Source organism: Streptomyces sp. CG 926 (genome assembly GCF_003148825.1).
Classification (GTDB): Bacteria; Actinomycetota; Actinomycetes; order Streptomycetales; family Streptomycetaceae; genus Streptomyces.
The window spans coordinates 208993-226667 of the sequence record NZ_QGGZ01000010.1 but is presented as its reverse complement, the minus strand read 5'-3'; the positions used below and the strand labels follow the sequence as shown (position 1 = coordinate 226667).

At 73.0% G+C, this 17675-nt stretch carries 13 protein-coding genes and 1 pseudogene; 9 read left to right on the top strand and 5 right to left on the bottom strand.

All coding sequences use genetic code 11. The features are described from left to right. Nucleotides 1-36 precede the first annotated feature (36 nt). Nucleotides 37-942, bottom strand: coding sequence for a 5'/3'-nucleotidase SurE (surE, locus tag BCL76_RS26240; protein ID WP_181382736.1), 906 nt, complete (start codon nucleotides 940-942; stop codon nucleotides 37-39). Nucleotides 943-1057: 115 nt separating this feature from the next. After that, nucleotides 1058-2311 (bottom strand): MFS transporter, encoded by a 1254-nt coding sequence (locus BCL76_RS26235; protein WP_109781848.1) that lies wholly within the window; start codon nucleotides 2309-2311, stop codon nucleotides 1058-1060. A gap of 691 nt (nucleotides 2312-3002) precedes the next feature. On the opposite strand from BCL76_RS26235, the gene BCL76_RS39145 reads away from it, so the two are divergent. The 3 genes from BCL76_RS39145 to BCL76_RS26220 all read left to right on the top strand — a co-directional run bounded on the left by BCL76_RS39145 (nucleotide 3003) and on the right by BCL76_RS26220 (nucleotide 6501). Continuing rightward, nucleotides 3003-3755 (top strand): phosphatase PAP2 family protein, encoded by a 753-nt coding sequence (locus BCL76_RS39145; RefSeq protein ID WP_181382735.1) that lies wholly within the window; start codon nucleotides 3003-3005, stop codon nucleotides 3753-3755. A 118-nt stretch (nucleotides 3756-3873) separates the two neighbouring features. Next, nucleotides 3874-5415: a carboxylesterase/lipase family protein gene (locus tag BCL76_RS26225; RefSeq protein ID WP_109781846.1), complete on the top strand. Its 1542-nt coding sequence runs from the start codon at nucleotides 3874-3876 to the stop codon at nucleotides 5413-5415. Nucleotides 5416-5493: 78 nt separating this feature from the next. Beyond that, nucleotides 5494-6501 (top strand): LacI family DNA-binding transcriptional regulator, encoded by a 1008-nt coding sequence (locus BCL76_RS26220; protein ID WP_109781845.1) that lies wholly within the window; start codon nucleotides 5494-5496, stop codon nucleotides 6499-6501. A 168-nt stretch (nucleotides 6502-6669) separates the two neighbouring features. On the opposite strand, the gene BCL76_RS26215 is transcribed toward BCL76_RS26220, so the two are convergent. The 3 genes from BCL76_RS26215 to BCL76_RS26205 form a co-directional block, all read right to left on the bottom strand. Then, entirely contained in the window at nucleotides 6670-7881 is a 1212-nt protein-coding gene (locus BCL76_RS26215; RefSeq protein ID WP_109781844.1) for an SMI1/KNR4 family protein, read from the bottom strand. A gap of 140 nt (nucleotides 7882-8021) precedes the next feature. Then, nucleotides 8022-8807, bottom strand: a complete 786-nt coding sequence (locus tag BCL76_RS26210; protein ID WP_109781843.1) for a phosphatase PAP2 family protein — start codon at nucleotides 8805-8807, stop codon at nucleotides 8022-8024. A gap of 119 nt (nucleotides 8808-8926) precedes the next feature. Next, nucleotides 8927-9877, bottom strand: a complete 951-nt coding sequence (locus BCL76_RS26205) for an alpha/beta hydrolase (protein WP_109781842.1) — start codon at nucleotides 9875-9877, stop codon at nucleotides 8927-8929. A gap of 283 nt (nucleotides 9878-10160) precedes the next feature. Here BCL76_RS26205 and BCL76_RS26200 point away from each other — a divergent pair, with 283 nt between their 5' ends. The 6 genes and pseudogenes from BCL76_RS26200 (at nucleotide 10161) to BCL76_RS26180 (ending at nucleotide 17538) form a co-directional block, all read left to right on the top strand. Next, nucleotides 10161-10604 carry an ATP-binding protein gene (locus BCL76_RS26200; RefSeq protein ID WP_109781841.1) on the top strand — a complete coding sequence of 148 codons (444 nt, stop codon included), beginning with the start codon at nucleotides 10161-10163 and terminating at the stop codon, nucleotides 10602-10604. Between the two features lie 325 nt (nucleotides 10605-10929). After that, nucleotides 10930-12546, top strand: a pseudogene (locus tag BCL76_RS26195) (AMP-binding protein); the annotation flags it as partial. A gap of 108 nt (nucleotides 12547-12654) precedes the next feature. Further along, a complete protein-coding gene (locus BCL76_RS39965; protein ID WP_258309927.1) occupies nucleotides 12655-13095 on the top strand; it encodes an acyl-CoA thioesterase in 441 nt (146 codons plus the stop codon). After that, on the top strand, nucleotides 13077-15380 hold the full coding sequence (locus tag BCL76_RS26190; protein ID WP_109781839.1) for an oxidoreductase: 2304 nt from the start codon (nucleotides 13077-13079) through the stop codon (nucleotides 15378-15380). Before BCL76_RS39965 ends, BCL76_RS26190 begins: the two co-directional genes overlap by 19 nt. Before the next feature lie 20 nt (nucleotides 15381-15400). Continuing rightward, nucleotides 15401-16429: a carbon-nitrogen hydrolase family protein gene (locus tag BCL76_RS26185; protein WP_109781838.1), complete on the top strand. Its 1029-nt coding sequence runs from the start codon at nucleotides 15401-15403 to the stop codon at nucleotides 16427-16429. Continuing rightward, on the top strand, nucleotides 16426-17538 hold the full coding sequence (locus BCL76_RS26180; protein WP_109781837.1) for a cupin domain-containing protein: 1113 nt from the start codon (nucleotides 16426-16428) through the stop codon (nucleotides 17536-17538). Before BCL76_RS26185 ends, BCL76_RS26180 begins: the two co-directional genes overlap by 4 nt. Nucleotides 17539-17675 lie beyond the last annotated feature (137 nt).

Here is a 17675-nt window from a genome sequence, read left to right as displayed (position 1 = left end):
GGAGCGGGGTGCGGGCTCCGCCCCGGCCGGGATCGGTCAGGGGCGGAGCCCGGCGATGAGCGCGGAGGTCACGGCCTGGTCGACCGGTCCCGTGTTCCAGTTCGGGCTCATGGGACTCACGGCGATCCGGTCGGCGGTGACGGCCTCGACGTCACCGCCCTTGGCCGCGGGCCGCAGGTCCACCTTCACGGTCACCTTCCACGTACCGTCGCCCGCGTCGGTGAAGTCCGGTTCGAGCAGGGTCTGCGGATCCTGGAAGGTCGCGGCCACACCGGAGGCCGTTCCCTTGCCGTCCGCGCCGACCACCGGGTGGTTGACGTTCAGGCCGACGCCCTTGGGCAGCAGCGACCCGGACCGGGCCCGCGTCCGCAGCCGGTCGATCAGCTTGACCGCGAAGTCGAGCGTCGGCCCCATCGCGTTGACCGTGGTGACCGGGTCGGGCGCGGTGACGCCGCCGGTGCTCAGCGCGATGGCCGGTACGCCGTGCTCCAGCGCGGCGACGGCGCCGCCGACCGTACCGGAGTGGGTGGCGAGACCGGCGACGTTCGGGCCGAAGTTGGTACCGGAGACGACCAGGTCGGGGGCGTCGCCCGCGAACACCTCGGCCAGCCCGAAGGCGACGGAGTCGCCCGGGGTGCCGTCGACGGCCCATACCTTCGGCTCGGGGTGCTTCACCGTGATCGACGGGCCGCTCAGCATCTTCGTACCGGTGCCGCTCTGGTTGGTGAGCGGGGCGACGATCGTGACGTCGTGCCCGGCGGCGGTCAGCCGCTCGAAGGCCTTGCGGATGCCCGGGGCGTTGTAGCCGTCGTCGTTCGTGAGCAGGATCCGCAACGGGCCGGCGGGCGCGGTCCGCGGCGCGGCGACCGCCGGCGCCGTGCCGGCCAGTGCCGGCGTGCACAGCAGCAGCGCGGCCAGCGGCAGAACTCGCTTGCGTCTCACAGGGTGCTCCTTGGAAGGGGAGGTGATCGAGGGTGAGCAGGGGTGGGAACCGGCGGGCGCACGACCCTCGGCGTGCGCCCGCCGGAGCTGCGGGCGGGCGGGCCCGGGGGGAGGGTCAGCGCACGCTGCGGATCGGGAGGATGGCGAGCGCGCCGACCAGCGAGAGGGCCCCGCCGACGAGGAAGAGCGGGGTGTAGCCGCCCAGGCCGGTGACGACGGCCGAGGCGACGAACGGGGCGATGATCTGCGGACCGGCGTTGGCGATGTTCAGGACGCCCATGTCGCGGGCGGCGTCCTCGGCCCGCGGGAGGACCAGGGTGACGAGCGCGGTGTCGACGGCCATGAAGCAGCCGAAGGCGAGTCCGTTCAGCGCGCTGAAGACGAGCATGCCGGTCCAGGTCGGGCTGATGACCGGGACCACCATGACGAGCCCGGCGAGGGCCGCCGACACACCGACGAACACCTTGCGCCGGTTCCAGCGGTCGGACAGCAGACCGCCCACCACGGTGGACAACGCCATCGCGACCATCGACACCGGGGTGAGGACGGCCATCGCGGCGGGCGGGGTCAGTCCGTCGGGCAGCGCGATGTGGTCGCCGAGGATGTACAGCTGGTACCCGACGACCGAGAAGTAGCCGAGGACCATCAGGGCACGGCCGATGAAGGCCCAGCGGAAGTCGTGGTTGGCCAGGGCCGAGAGGAACGCGGCCAGTTGGGCACCCTTGGGTCCGGCGGGCGCCTCGGCGACGGGCTCGGTGCGCGCGACGTCCCGGCAGAACGCGCTGAGCAGCAGGGCGGATCCGGCGACGATCGCGCCCAGGATCAGGTAGCCGGTGCGCAGTTGGTCCGCGGTCTGGGAGGCGATGAGTACGCCCGCGGTCCCGCCGATGGGCAGGCCGAGACCGACGAGTGCGGACGCGGTGCCCCGGCGGGCCGCGGGGATCCGGTCCGGCACGATCGCTGTGACTGCCGCCTGGAAGACATTCATGGTCGCCTGGATCAGGCACCACACGATGCCGACGAGCAGCGCCGTGCTCACGCTGCCGAGGAGGGCGAGCAGGGCGAGCGAGGCCAGACCGCCGCCCACGATCCACGGGTTGCGACGCCCGCTGCGGTCGGAGAGCGCGCCGGCGATGGGGTTGAAGGCGGTGGCGAATACCGCGCTGACCCCGCCGATCAGGCCGAGGGCGGCGACCTTGTCGTCGGGGGCGATCGCGGCGACCTGGGTGGGCAGGAGGACGGAGCCGACGCCCATGTAGAGCGCCATCATCGCCGAGTTGGCGACCAGCAGGAGGGACAGGAGACCACGCCGGGGGGCGGGTTCCCCGGTCGGGGGTACGGAGGGTTCTACGACTTCGGGCGTGGCCATGACGACTCCTCGGGGGACGGAGCGGGGAGGTGGCGTGCGAGGGAGAGAAGGGGCGGCCCATGAGCGGGCGCCGGACGGCGTCGTCGCCGGGAAGTGCGGTGGCGGACGTCGTTCGTCACGTGATGTTGTTACACGTGTCACCAGGTGCGGTGGACACTGTGTAGCACCCATTTCCGGGCTCCGCCAGGCCCTGCGGCGCGTCGTTGTGCAGATCGTGACCGTCGGGGGAGTGGGTGAGTGCACACGTGTAACCATCGTTCGACGGCCGGCGGGCATGGCAGATGTGACGAGAAATCCACTTGCCCTTGTGGTGGTCGTGACGCATCGGCAATACTCCGTGCCGCACCGCGACGATCCTGTCGCCGGCGGGCCGCCACCGACCCGCCCCCGGCGTCGCCGGGTGCCGGTGGTCGGGTGCCGGCGGCCGAGTGTGGGGTGCCGAGCGCAGGCCGCCGCGCCGCTGTGCTGCCGCGCCGCTGTGTTGGCCGTGTCGCCGCGCCGCTGTGCTGCCGGCGTCACCGTGGCCGCCGGTCGCGCCCCGATTCCGTATCCCGATGACGCTCGCTGCCGTATCCCGATGGCGTCCCGTTCTCCGAAGGCGTCACCCGGCGTTCTTCCTCGCGTTCCACCGTCCCGTGCCTGCTCTCCGCGTGCCCCCACCGCTTGGGGAGACGGCCGTGAAAGGCCCGCCATGTTCCCCTCGCGCCCCTCGCCCTCCTACGTCCCGCCGTCCCGGCCGCCCCTGCCGGACCCGCCGACCCGGCATCACCTTCCGGCGGCCCCGCCGCGTCACGCGCTCGGCCTCGGTATCGCCCTCCTGGTGCCGGCGCTGTTGGTCGGGCTCCTGCTCCGGCTGGATCGGCGACCCTTCTTCCAGGGGCTCGACGACCGCTGGGCGGCCGCGGTGAACGACTCCGCCGGCGCGGCGTCCCCCGACGGCGACGGCCTCGGCGGCTTCACCACCGTCCTCGACCGGCTCGGCGGCCCGCTCGGCACGGTCCTGCCGCTGTTGGTCATCGGCTGCTTGTGCGTCTACGGGCGCTGGCGCTCCGGGCTGTTCGTCCTCGCCGTCACCGTCGTCGCCAACCTCGTCGTGCTCCTGCCCCTCAAGCAGCTGGCCGACCGGCCGCGTCCACCGCACCCGTCGGTGCTGGTCAGCGACGGCTCCTACCCGTCGGGGCAGGTGTTCGGTGCGGTGACCCTGGTGGTCTGTGTCGCGGTGGTGGTGTTCCCGCCGCGTGCGCGACGCTGGTGGTGGGCGTTCGGAGCCTCGTACGTCCTCGCCATGATGGTCAGCCGGACCTGGCTCCACGCCCAGTGGTTGAGCGACACCGTCGCCGGCGCCCTCGTCGGCGTCGGTACCTGCCTTGTCCTGTGGCGGGTCTTCGCCCCGCTGCTGGACACGGAGTCGGAGCGGATGGCCTCGAACAGCCTGTGGTTGTGAGGTGGGCGGGTGCCATGGAACATGAATCATCGCGCAACATTGACGTTCGACAAATTTACGCAATACTCTCGATCGGGCGGCGTGCATCCGGCGCGCGGCAGTGAGGAAGGAACGGCTCATGCCCAACCCCCCGGCCCAGGACCGCACGGTGGTGGACCTGCCCGCAGGCCGCCTGCGCGGCGCGACCGACGGCGGGGTCACGGTCTTCCGCGCCGTCCCCTACGCCGCCCCGCCGGTCGGTGACCTGCGCTGGCGCCCCGCCCGACCGCACGCCGGCTGGAGCGGCACGCGGGACGCCACCGTGGACGGCCCGAGCGCGCCGCAGATGTACGTGGAGGGCGGTGACCCCGTGCTCGGCGGGCACGGGTCGCCCCCGTTCGACGAGGACTGTCTGACCCTCAACGTGTGGACGCCCGCCGTCGACGACGCCCGCCGCCCGGTACTGGTCTGGATCCACGGCGGCGGCTTCGTCTCCGGTTCCGGCTCGCTGCCCGGCTACTCCGGCGAAACCTTCGCGCGCGACGGCGATCTCGTCGTCGTGAGCGTCAACTACCGCATCGGGCCGCTGGGTTATCTCTATCCCGGCGAGGGTGACTCCGGTGACGAGGGGGGCAACTTCTGGCTCACCGACCAACTCGCCGCCCTGCGCTGGGTGAAGGAGAACATCGCCTCCTTCGGCGGTGACCCGGACTGCGTCACCGTCGCCGGACAGTCCGGCGGCGCGGTGTCCACCGCCGCCCTCGCCGGCCACCCGCAGGCCGAGGGCCTGATCCGACGGGTGATCCTGCAGAGCCCGCCCTTCGGCCTGGACCTCCCCGGCCCGGCCGCGTACCTGGAACGGACCGCCGCCTACCTGGAGCTGGCCGGCGCCAAGGACCTGGCGGAGCTGCGTACGCTGCCCTGGCCGGAGCTGATCGCAGCGGGTGGCGGACTCTTCGCGCAGACCGTGCGGTGGGGGTACTGGCCGACGCCGTTCCTGCCCGTGATCGACGAGGTGACCCTCGCCGGGCATCCCGCGCAGGCCCTGCTCGGCGGCGCCGCGGCCGATATCGACGTGATGATCGGCTGGACCCGGGAGGAGGCCAATTTCGGTTTCGCCCTGGACGAGGGATACGCCGCCGTCACGCGCGAGCAGGTGATCGACCGGATCGCGGAGACCTTCGGGAGCGGGACCGCGCAGGGCGTGTACGCCGCGTACGAGCGGGCCCGGCCCGGAGCCCGCCCCGTCGACGTCCTGTTGGACCTCATCACGGACGAGCTCTTCCGGGTGCCCGCGCTACGGCTGGCCGAGGCGCGGGCCGAGACGGGCAGCCCCGTGTGGGCCTACCAGTTCGACCTCCCCACCCCCGCGTACGAGGGCCGTCTCGGCGCCGCACACTGCCTCGAACTGCCCTTCGTCTTCGACAACTTCGACCGGTGGTCGCACGCGCCCTTCCTGGCCGGCCTCGCCCCCGCCGTCCGTGACGGCCTCGCGTACGCCATGCACCGGGCCTGGATCGCCTTCGTCCGCACGGGCGACCCCAACCACCCCGACCTGCCGCACTGGCGGCCGTACGACACACGCACCCGCACCACGATGCGCTTCGACTCGGTCGTGACCGCCCTCGACGACCTCGCGGGCGCCTCCAGGCTCCTGCACACCCCCGCCCCCTTGATTTGACTCGTGTAACCTGAGAAGGAAGGAGTCGCCCGAGCAGAACGGTGGCCGACCCGAGCACGAGGAGCGTCGAGGGACGTCATGACCAGAGACACTCACGTCCCCGCATCCATCACCAGCGCCGACGTGGCCCGCCTCGCCGGGGTGTCGCGTGCCACGGTCTCCTTCGTCCTCAACGACACCCAGGGCCACCGGGTGAGCGCCGGCACCCGTGAGCGGGTGCTCGACGCGGCGAAGCAGCTCGGCTACGTACCGCACGCGGCCGCCCGGTCCCTGCGCGCCGGCCGCAGCAACCTGGTCCTGATGCCCTCGTCGATCTCCGCGATCGGCCGCCTCGTCAGTGACTGGGTCGACGATCTGCACAGCGAGCTCGACCGCCTCGGCTACACGGCCGTCCTGCACGCGGGCCGCTTCGCCGACCCCCTTGACGCCGCCCGGGCCTGGGCCGAACTGCGCCCCGCGGCCGTCGTCGCCCTGGACGGCGACCGCTTCACCCCGCAGGCGGCCGAGGTCCTGGCCCGCGCCGGAGTGCGCGGCATGCTGGCCTTCGCCTCCCATCCCGTCGAGGGGGTGCACACCATCGGCTTCGACCACACCCGGATCGGCGCCACCGCCGCCGAGCACCTCATCGCGCGCGGCCGGTCCCGGATCGGCGTGGTCATGCCCCAGGAGCGCGGCCTCGGCACACTGGCCGAGCCGCGCCTGGCGGGAGCCGAGTCGGTCGCGGCCCGCCACATGGCCACGGTCACCCCGGTGGAACTGTCCTACACCCGGGAGTCCGCGAGCGCCCTGGCCCGGCGCTGGCGCAGCCTCGACCTGGACGCCGCCTTCACCTACAACGACGAGTACGCCGCCCTGCTGCTGCACGCCCTCCAGGCCGAGGGCATCAGCGTGCCCGACGAGGTCGCCCTGGTCGGCTGCGACGACCTCGTCCTCGCCACGCTCCAGCAGCCCGCGCTCACCACGGTCCGACTGGACATGCCGTCGGCCGCGCAGATCGCGGAGGCCGTGCACGAGCTGATCGAGACCGGGACGGCCTCGCCGGTGCCGGCGGTGACACCGGTCCTGGTCCACCGCCTGACCTCCTGAGCCGAGCCCATCCTGCTGCCGTGCTGCCGTGCTGCCGTGCTGCCGTGCTGCCGTGCTGCCGTGCTGCCGTGCTGCTGAGATGCGTCGCCGAGGTGGCGGACGAGCCCTTGGTGCTCCTATCGGCCGACCCCGCGGTGTCCGGAGGTGACTCGGCCCCGAAGGTCGGTCTCACCAGTACGCGCCGGTGTCCCACGGGGCGAACCCGGCGCATTCCACGGGGTCGTCGCTCCGGTCGAGGCCCGGCAGGCCCGGGGCTGTGAGGGTGCCGCGTTGCCAGGCGAGCAGGGTGTCGATCAGACCGCTCTCCAGCGGCGGCCCCTGGTCGGCGTGGCGGGGCCACACCACCAGCGGCCAGGCTTCGGGGTCGGTGCCTTCGGTGAGCCAGCCGAGCTGGTCCCCGTCGATGGAGTTGGCGAAAGGGAGGAAGCCTCCCGGCTCGGGCCACACCGCCAGTGGCTGCGCGTCCGGATACGAGGTCCTGAGCTGCCGGTAACCGTCGAGGACCTCCTCGACGGCGACGACGAAACGCCGCTCGTGGTCGCGGGTGCGCAGGGGGGTGAAGAAGCGCAGCCACCGGCCCCAACTGCCCGCCCCGTACCGCTGCATGAGCGTGACGTACTCCCGCGGCAGGACGGTTCCGAGCTCCGCGAACAGCCCGTCCCAGCTGTCACCGCCCAGATAGGGCTCGGCCGGCGGAGGGGACAGCAACTCCAGAGCCTCCAGGCCGGTACCGGTCCGCAGGGCGACGCGCCGCTGCGCCTCGGTCAGGCGTGGGACCACGGGCGCGGGGGGTGACCAGGGCCGGGCGTCCGGCAGGAACGCGGTGCGGGCGAGCGATCCGGGCAACGGGCCCATCAACGGGCCCGGCGGCGAGGGGAGTTCCCAGCCGTCACGGACCGTGTGTCTCAGATACTCGGTCAGGGTGAGGTCGTAGGCGTGCCAGACGCGCAGCCCGCTGCCCGGGACGGCGCCCCGGTGGTGCACCACCACGCCCCACGCGTCGGGGTCGGCGGAGCGGGAGGTGTCCCAGAACAGTGTGTCCCCACCGCGGCTCACGCCCCAGGCGAGCAGCCCTCCGGGCTCGGGATGAACGGCGTACCGCTCCTCTTCGGGCAGATGGTGCAGCTGGATGCGCGCGGTGCGGTGGGTTTCGTGCAGCCAGGTGCCGTAGTCGAACCGGTCGGCCTCGACACAGGGTGTGTGGATCCAGATGTACGCACCGAAATCCACGGGCCCGTGCGCATCCGCGAGCTGCTTGAAGTCCGACGGCAGACCGGCGGCGAGACCGAGCCATGCCTCGATCGCCCGCCAGTCGGCGGCGACCGGCGAGGGCGGACGCTCGGGGTCCGCGGTGGCGAAGTCTGCTGTACCCAGGTTCATGATCCCCGATGCTAGCCGGCGGCCGTGTGGATGACGTCCCCGAGGGATGTCCCCGAGGCATGTCCCCGAGGGGTCGGTCCGTACCGGGCGCGGGCCCCGGCCTGGCCGATCCGCGGGCTCACCCGCCGTGCGCCAGGGGGTCAGGCCGTGCCCGTGCCTGCGGCCGCCCCCCGGCGGTCGTGGGCACGGGCACGTTCCCGGGCGAGTGCCGGGCCGAACAGCCACCACGCGACCAGGCCCACCCCCGCGCCCGCCGCGGCCCCGGCCACCGTGTCGCTGAGCCAGTGCGCGTGCAGCCAGGTACGGCTCCACATCATGGCCAGGGTGAAGACCGCGCCCCCGATCCACCACGCCCGCCGCCGGGCGGCCGGGACCAGCAGCACCCCGAGGAGCACGACCAGGAGCGCCGCCGTGGCCGCGTGGCCCGACGGGAAGGAGCCGTGGTCGACGCGGACCAGCGGATCGGCCGGGCGCGGCCGGTCCACCAGGTGCTTGAGGCCCTGGACGACGAGCATGTTGCCGCCGAGGAAGGCGGCCGGCAGGAAGCCTGCCGAGACCCAGCGCCTGCGGACGAGCAGCAGGACCAGTACGGACAGCGGTATCAGGGAGCCGACCGGACCGCCGATCAGGTCCAGGACCCCGGCGGCGGCCCGGTAGATCCCCTCGTGCGGGCCGCCCATCCAGCGCAGCCAGCGCTCGTCCAGCGACTGGAAGGGCGGGTCCGCGACGTCGGAGCGGACGACGAGAGCCGGCAGCACGGCGCCGGCGAGGAGCAGGAGACCCGCGACGAGGACGCCGCGGCGGCGCGGCACCGCGGTCTCGGTCCCGGCGCGCCGGCCGGTCCCGCCGCGGCGGCCGGTCCCGGCCGATCGGTGAGGTACGTCGGGTCTGCCGTGCGGGGTGGTGGTGGTCGGGTTGCCGGACATGGCTGCCTCTCGTGACCGCGGCGGGGGCCCGCGGCCGGGTGTGCTGTGAAGGGGAACGCGGGGGCGCGGCCGGCGGGGCCGCGCCCCCGTGGTGGAACCGAGGCGAGGGATCGGCGCGGTCAGGCCGCCGGGCCGAGGTGCAGGGCCAGGAAGGCCACGCCCCCCGCGACGATGGCGGGGATGTCACCGGAGCCGAGGAAGATGTGGTCGGCGCCCTCCACGGGCTGCAGGGTGACCTCGCCCCCGGCGCTCCGCAGAGCCGCGGCGAGGTCCTCGCTCTGGCTGTACGGGACCAAACCGTCGTGGGTGCCGTGGACCAGCAGGAACGGCGGGGGGTTCGATCCCGCCGCGTAGGCCACGGGGCTCGCGGCCCGCGCCAGGTCGGGCCGCTCGACGACGGTGGCGCCGAGCAGAGCCTCGTACGGGTCGGGGAAGTCCGTACCGGGCATGGCCGGCATGGGGTGCTCGGCCAGGGTGACGAGGTCGGAGACCCCGTACCAGTCCACGACCGCGCGGACCCCGGTCTCCCCGGAGCCGACGCCCTGCGTGCCCTCCAGGGCCGCTCCCCGCGGGCTGTCCGGGCCGACGAGACCGGCGAGCGCGGCCAGGTGACCGCCCGCGGACTCGCCCCAGACGCCGATCCGGTCCGGGTCGACGCCGAGGTCGCCGGCGAAGGCGCGGACGTAGCGGATCGCGGCCTTCACGTCGTGCAGCTGGGCCGGAAAGGGCGCTTCGAGGCTGTGCCGGTAGTCGATGGAGACGAGGGCGAGGCCGGCCGCCAGGACCGCACCGTGCAGCAGCTCGGCGGGGACGGTCGGCGGCGGGTAGCGGCGGTCGCCGTCCAGCCAGCCGCCGCCGTGGATCCAGACGACCGCCGGGAACGGGCCTTCGCCGGCGGGCACCTGGACGTCGAGCAGCCGGGGGCGGTAGCCGGGCGTGGTCGCGTAGGTGATCCCGTCGAAGCGGCGGACGCCGTCCGCACCCGTCACGGGCGGTACGGGGGACCGGTACGGCGGGGGCGGCCAGGTCATGTCGGCGATGTCGATCTCGGCGGGAGGAGATTGGGTCATTGCGGCCCTTCCGATTCGGCGCTGTCCCGGTGGAGCGGTGGTGGTGCGGCTGCGTGGCCGTGCGGCTGTGCGGCTGTGTGCCGGAGGGGCGGACGCAGGCTTCGCGTCGTTTGTCCGGAATGCTTGCGCGAGTCACCGGGGGAGGCGTAGCGTGTTACACGTGTAATCAAGGACTCTAGCGACGCATTTCCGCTGACCACAAGCCCACGGACGATCCGGATTCCGGATCAGTTACACGAGCTACCGCAGTGGCGGCGCCGCCTTCCCCCTCCGGGAGCACGTCATGCTCACCATCGCCGACACCTCCGCGGTTCCCGCGGTCCGCAGTTATGTCCGCTGGGTCGCCGACCCCGTCGCCGCGAGTGTTCCGCAGGTCAGGTCCCGTGTGCGCACCACCCTCGACGGTTGGCGGGTGTCCGGCGAGGTGGTGGACGCCCTGCTGCTGGCCGTCAGTGAACTCGTCGGCAACGTCGTCCGGCACGCGGGCGGCGCCGGCCGCATGCGGGTCGCCGTCGCGGCGGGCGGCGGTTGGCTCCGGCTGGAGGTCGCCGACCGGGGCGCCGGGCTGCCGCGACTGCCCGCTCCCCGGTCGGAGATCGACCCGGAGTCCGAAGGTGGGCGCGGGCTGCTGATGGTGCAGCTCATGACGGCCGAACTGGGCGGCGAACTCTCCGTCGTGGCCAATGAGTTCGGAAAGTCGGTCCGGGTGCGCGTCCCTGCCGCCTGAGTCGTGTCACGGGTAGGGGGAATCGCCCGTCGGGCGCCTCGACCTGCCCGAACCCGAAGGCGGGAGGTGGCCCGAGGGTGCCGGTCAAGGCCTTCGGGGGCGCCCCGGGGTGCCCGCAGGCATCCGGACGGGCACCCCGGACGCCTTCCGGGCAGGCGTTCGGGAAGGCATTCGGGAGGGCATTCGGGAGGGCGCCCGGGCGGGCTTCCGGGAAGCGCCCCAGGCCTCCTCGCCGCCCTCGATATCGAGAGATGTTGACGGACGCCAAATATTCGACATACGGTGCAGCCATCTCCCCGCTGCTCCCTGATCGAGGTGCCGCCCCATGGAGCTCTCCCCTTCCGCGTACGCCGATTCCTTCTGTCGTGATCGGCTTCCGCCCTTCCCCCTCTGGCCCGAACTCAACTTCGAACTACCCGAGTTGGAGTACCCGGACCGCCTCAACTGCGCCCAGCGCCTGCTCGACGACGCCGTCGAGCGGCACGGCCCCGACCGTCCCTGTCTGCTCACCCCGACCGAGCGCTGGACCTACGGCGAACTGCAGCACCGCGCCAACCGGATCGCCCAGGTCCTCACCGAGGACTTCGGCCTCCGGTCCGGCAACCGCGTCCTGCTGCGCGGCCCCAACAACCCCTGGCTCGTCGCCGCCTGGTTCGGCGTCCTGAAGGCCGGCGGGGTCGCCGTCACCACCATGCCGCTGCTGCGCGCGGGCGAACTCGCCGAGCTCACCGACATCAGCCGGCCGTCCCTCGCCCTGTGCGACCACCGCTACGCCGACGAGCTCGACCCGGGCCACCGCCCCGGCGCGCCCGACCTGCCCGTCCTCACCTACGGGGGTCCCGGGCCGGACGACCTGGCCGCGCGCTGCGCCACCAAGGACGGCCGGTTCGCCACCGTGGTCACGGCCGCGGACGACGTGGCGCTGATCGCCTTCACCTCCGGTACCACCGGCCGCCCGAAGGCGACCCTGCACTTCCACCGCGACGTCCTGGCGAACGCCGACACCTTCTCCCGACACGTCCTCAAGCCCCACGCGGACGACGTCTTCACCGGCACGCCACCGCTCGCCTTCACCTTCGGGCTCGGCGGACTCGTGGTCTTCCCGCTCCACGTGGGGGCCGCGACCCTGCTGATCGAGCAGGCGACGCCGCTGCAACTGGCCGACCTGGTCGCGGAGCACGGGGTGACCGTGCTGTTCACCGCCCCCACGGCCTACCGGGCGATCATGGAGGCCGGGGCGGTGGACCGGCTGGCCGGGCTGCGCCGCTGCGTGTCCGCCGGGGAGCCGCTCCCGGCCGCGGTGTGGCACGAGTTCCACGCCGCCACCGGGCTGCGCATCATCGACGGCATCGGCGCCACCGAGATGCTGCACGTCTTCATCTCCGCCGCCGACGAGGACATCCGGCCCGGTTCCACGGGCCGGCCCGTTCCGGGCTACCGGGCCGCCGTGGTCGACGAGAACGGCGACCCCGTCCCCGACGGGCAGCCCGGCCTGCTCGCGGTCACCGGTCCCACCGGGTGTCGCTACCTGGAGGACCCGCGCCAGGCCTCGTACGTCAGGAACGGCTGGAACATCACCGGCGACACCTACATCCGCGACGCGGAGGGGTATTTCTGGTACGTGGCCCGCAGTGACGACATGATCGTCTCCTCCGGCTACAACATCGCGGGCCCCGAGGTCGAGAAGGCCCTGGTCACCCACCCGTACGTCGAGGAGTGCGCGGTGGTCGGGGCCCCGGACGCCCGGCGCGGCATGCTCGTGAAGGCGTACGTGGTCCTGAGCGCGGGTGTTCCGGCCGACGGCGCGACCGTCCGCGAGCTCCAGACCCACGTCAAACAAACCATCGCCCCGTACAAGTACCCGCGTGCCGTCGAGTTCGTCGGCGCGCTCCCACGCACCGGAACCGGCAAGCTTCGGCGCGGTGAACTGCGCGAACGGGCCCGAACCGAAGCCGCCCCCACCCCGATCCCGCCCACCCCGATCCCGCCCGCCCCGGAACCCACCCCGCCGTCCGCCGCCCCGCCACCCGCCGAGCCGGCCCGTGTCGTCGTGGAACGTCGCGTGGAGTGGACCGACACCGACGCCGCCGGCCACTACCACCACTCCACCGTCGTGCGCTGGGTCGAGGCGGCCGAGGCCGTCCTGCTCCACCGCCTGGGCCTCTCGCACCTGTTCGGCAGCACACCCCGGGTCCACTTCGAGGCCGACTACCGGGCCCGCCTCTGGTTCGGGGAGGCCGTACGCACCGAGCTCGAGGTCACCAAGGTCGGCACGGCCTCCCTGCACTACGCCTTCACCGTACGGGGCGCACAGGGCGGCGAGGCGGCCACCGGCCGCATGGTCATCGCCCACTCGGCCGCCCACGCCACCGGGTCGACGCCCTGGCCCGCCGAGGTACGCGACCTGCTCGGCACCGCCGGACCGCAGCAACCGGAACTACTCACCACCGCACCATCAGCAGGAGGCACGCCGTGCGCGTCGCAGTCATAGGAGGAGGGCCCGGCGGACTGTACTTCGCGGCCCTCGCCAAGCAGCTCTCCCCGCACTGGGAGGTCACCGTCTGGGAACGCAACGCCCCCGACGACACCTTCGGCTTCGGGGTCGTCTTCTCCGACGAGACGCTCGACGGCATCGCCCAGGCCGACCGCGAGATCTACGAGGCCATGTCGGCCGAGTTCGCCCGTTGGGCCGACATCGACGTCCGCCACCGGGGGAGCACCCTCACCTCGGGGGGCCACGGCTTCGCCGCCCTCGGCCGGCAGCACCTCCTGCGGATCCTCCAGCAGCGCTGCGCCGACCTGGCCGTGGACGTCCGCTACCGCACCCAGGCTCCGCCCGCGGCCGAACTCACCGCCGGCTACGACCTGGTGGTGGCGTGCGACGGCGTACGGTCGGCCACCCGCGCCGCCTACGCCGACACCTTCGCCCCCGACCTCGACGAGCGTTCCGGCCGCTACATGTGGCTCGGCACGGACAAGGTCTTCGAAGCCTTCACCTTCATCGTCGACGAGCAGGACTTCGGCACCCTCCAGGTGCACGCGTACCCCTACGACGCCACCCGCTCCACCTTCATCGTGGAGATGACGGAGGACGCCTGGCGGCGTGCCGGCTTCGCGGAGTTCGCCGACCGCGACCACCCGCCCGGCACCAGCGACGAGGACAGCATCCGGCGCTGCGAGGAACTCCTCGCGGAGCACCTCGACGGCCACCGCCTGATCCCCAACAACTCCAAGTGGCTGCGCTTCACCACGGTCCGCAACAAGACCTGGCGGCACGAGAACGTCGTCCTGCTCGGCGACGCCGCCCACACCGCGCACTTCTCCATCGGCTCCGGCACCAAGCTCGCCATGGAGGACGCCCTGGTCCTCGCGGCCGCCCTGCACGAGCACCCGGACGTGCCGACCGCTCTCGCAGCGTACGAGCAGGAACGCAGGCCCGTGGTGGAGTCCACCCAGCGCGCGGCCCAGGCCAGCTTGGAGTGGTTCGAGCACATCGACCGCTACACCGGCCAGGACGCGCACCAGTTCGCCTTCAACCTCCTCACCCGCAGCCGCCGCGTCACCTACGACAACCTGCGCGTGCGCGACGAGGGCTTCACCACCGCGGTCAACCGCTCCTCGACCGTGCCGCCGATGTTCCGCCCCTACCCGCTCGGCGGCCTGCTGCTGCGCAACCGGGTCGTCGTACCGCCCACGGCCCTGCACACCGCGCGCGACGGGGTCCCCGGCGACTTCGACCTCGTCCACCTCAGCACCCAGGCCATCGGCGGCGCCGGGCTGGTCCTCGCCGGGATGACCGCCGTCAGCGCCGACGGACGCGCCACCCCCGGCTGCCCCGGCCTGTGGAACGAGGAACAGGAGGCGGCCTGGCGGCGCCTCACCGACTTCGTCCACGGCCAGAGCGACACCTGCCTCGGCATCCAGCTCACCCACGCCGGACGCCGCGCGGCCACCCACGGCGGCGGGCAGTCGGTCGCCGCCTCGGCGCTGCCCTGGGACGAGCGCGGCCCGCTGCCGCGCGAGGCCGACCGGGCCGACATGGACGCGCTCGTAGGGGACTTCGTGGCCGCGGCCGGGCGCGCCGACCGGGCCGGCTTCGACGCGCTGGAACTCCAGTACGGGCACGGGCACCTGCTCTCGGGCTTCCTGTCCCCGCTGACCAACCTGCGCACGGACGAGTACGGCGGCGATCTGGACGGCAGACTGCGGTTCCCGCTCGAAGTGCTGCGCGCCGTACGGGAGGTGTGGCCGGCTGGCAAGGCGCTCCTCGTGCGGATCTCCGCCGCCGACTGGGCCGAGGGCGGCACCACCGAGGCCGACGCAGTCCGGATCGCGGGCGCGCTCGCCGCGGCGGGGGCCGATGCCATCGACGTCTCCACCGGCGAGGTCGTCGCCCACGAGAAGCCCCGCTACGGGCGCAGCTACCAGACCCCCTACGCGGACCTCATCCGCAACGCCACCGGGGTGCCCACCATCGCCGTCGGCGCGATCTCCACGTACGACGACGTCAACTCGATCATCCTGGCCGGCCGGGCCGACCTGTGCGGCGTCGGCCGCGCCCAGCTCCACGACCCCCTGTGGACCCTGCACGCCGCGGCCGCCCAGGGCTACCAGGGCCCGGCCGCGCCCTGGACGCGCGCCTGGCGGGCGGGCAGCGGGCGGCCGCCGTCGGCGCGGACCGACCGGATCCCGCCGCGCCTGGAACTCCTGCGCCGGCCCGTCGAATCCGTCCACCGCCGCTGGCTGCCCCGCGCGGCCGTACCCGCCCACCGATAGTGCCGGAGGTACCCACGCACATGGACAGGGACCACCTGCCCCGCTTCACGGCGGCGGCCGTCCAGGCCGCGCCCGTCTACCTCGATCCCGCCGCCACCGTGGACAAGGCCGTCGCCCTGATCGCCGAGGCCGCGGCGAACGGCGCCGAACTCGTCGTCTTCCCGGAGGTGTTCGTCCCCGGCTACCCGTACTGGAACTGGACGATGAACCCGGTCCAGGGATCCCCCTGGTTCGAGCGGCTCCAGCGCGCCTCCGTGGACATCCCCGGCCCGCACGTCGACCGCCTGCGCGCCGCGGCCCGACGGCACGGCGTCGTCCTCGTCATCGGGGTCAACGAGCGCGCCGCGCACAGCCTCGGCGTCCTCTACAACACCCTGCTCACCATCGGCCCCGACGGCGAACTTCTCGGCGTGCACCGCAAACTGGTGCCGACCTGGGCCGAGAAGCTGACCTGGACCGGCGGCGACGGCAGTTCGCTGCGGGTCCACGACACCCCGGTCGGCCCGCTCGGCGCCCTCGCCTGCGGGGAGAACACCAACACCCTGGCCCGCTTCGCCCTCCTCGCGCAGGGCGAACTCGTGCACGCCTCCTGCTACATCGCCCTACCGGTCGCTCCCTCCGACTACGACATGGCCGACGCGATCGCCGTCCGTACGGCCGCCCACAGCTTCGAGGGCAAGGTCTTCTCCGTCGTCGCCTGCTCCACCGTCTCCCCGGAGATCGTCGACGCCGTCGCGGGGGACGACGAGGAGCTGCGGCGGCAGTTCACCCGCCCCCGCAGCGCCCTGTCCGGGATCTTCGGCCCCGACGGCCGCCCGGTCACCGAACCCCTCGTCGACGAGGAGGGCATCGTCTACGGGGAGATCGACCTGGCCCGCTGCATCCAGCCCAAGCAGATGCACGACATCGTCGGCCACTACAACCGCTTCGACATCTTCCATCTCGAAGTGGACAACCGTCCCAGGCCGCCCGTCACCTTCGCCGTGCCGCCCCTGGTTCCGGCGCCCGCCACCCCTCTCAGCCCCGCCCCTTCCGAGGAGGACGAATGACCACAGAGCAGGACGACACCATGCTCGGCCGTGCCCGGGTGTCCGACACCCCGGAACTCACCCGCTACTACGAGGAGCTCGGCACCCTCGACGCGGGCGCCCTGTGGACCGTCGCCAACGACATCGAGCCCTGGTACCCGCAGCCCAGGTCCGTACCCGTGCTGTGGCGTTACCGCGAACTCCGCCCACTGGTCCACAAGGCCCTCGGCCTCGTCAAGGGCGACGACGCCGGCCGCCGCGTCGTCATGCTGGTCAACCCGGGCCGTAAGGAGGTCAGCGCCGCCGCCGGACTCCTCTACACCGGACTGCAGATCATGGGCCCCGGCGAGGCCATGACCGCCCACCGCCACCAGGCCGCCGCGCTGCGCTTCGTCCACGAGGGCACCGGTGCCTGGACGATCGTCGACGGCCAGAAGCTGAAGGTCGGCCCCCGGGACTTCGCCATCACCCCGGGCGGCACTTGGCACGAGCACGGCAACGACGCCGACGACGCCCCCGTCATCTGGCAGGACGGACTCGACATCCCCCTGGTCAACGCCCTGGACGCCGGGTTCTACGAGGTCCACCCCGAGCTCTACCAGGCCCCCGGCAAGGTCATCAACTCCTCGGTCCTGACCTACGCGGCGAACCTGCTGCCGTACGGCGTCGAGAAGTGGACCCGGCCCTACTCGCCGCTCCTCGCCTACCCCTGGGAGGCGACGTACGAGGCCCTGCACGGCCTCGCGAAGGCCACCGAGGGCTCCCCGTACGACGGGATCATCGCCGAGTACACGAATCCGGTCACCGGCGGCTCCGTCATGCCGACCATGGGCGCCCACATGCAGCTGCTGCGCCCCGGCCAGGCCACCCTCGCCCACCGCCACACCGGCTCGGTGATCTACACGGCGGCCAAGGGGCGCGGCGTCTCGGTGATCGCCGGACAACGCTTCGAGTGGCAGCAGGGCGACATCTTCTGCGTCCCGTCCTGGGCCTGGCACGAGCACCACAACCTCGACGCGTCCGAGGACGCCTGCCTGTTCTCCTTCAACGACTTCCCCGTCATGCGCTCGCTCGGCTTCCACCGCGAAGAGGCGTACACCGACAACGGCGGCCACCAGCCCACCTCCTGAACCGCTCCGCCGTACCGGACGCCGCCGGCCCTGACACCGGCCCCGGTACGGCGGAGCCCCGAGCCGGGCGCGATGCACCGCCCCGCACCGCCCGGACCGGCCGGGCGGCGGCACCACCCGAGTGCCGCCGCCGGGCC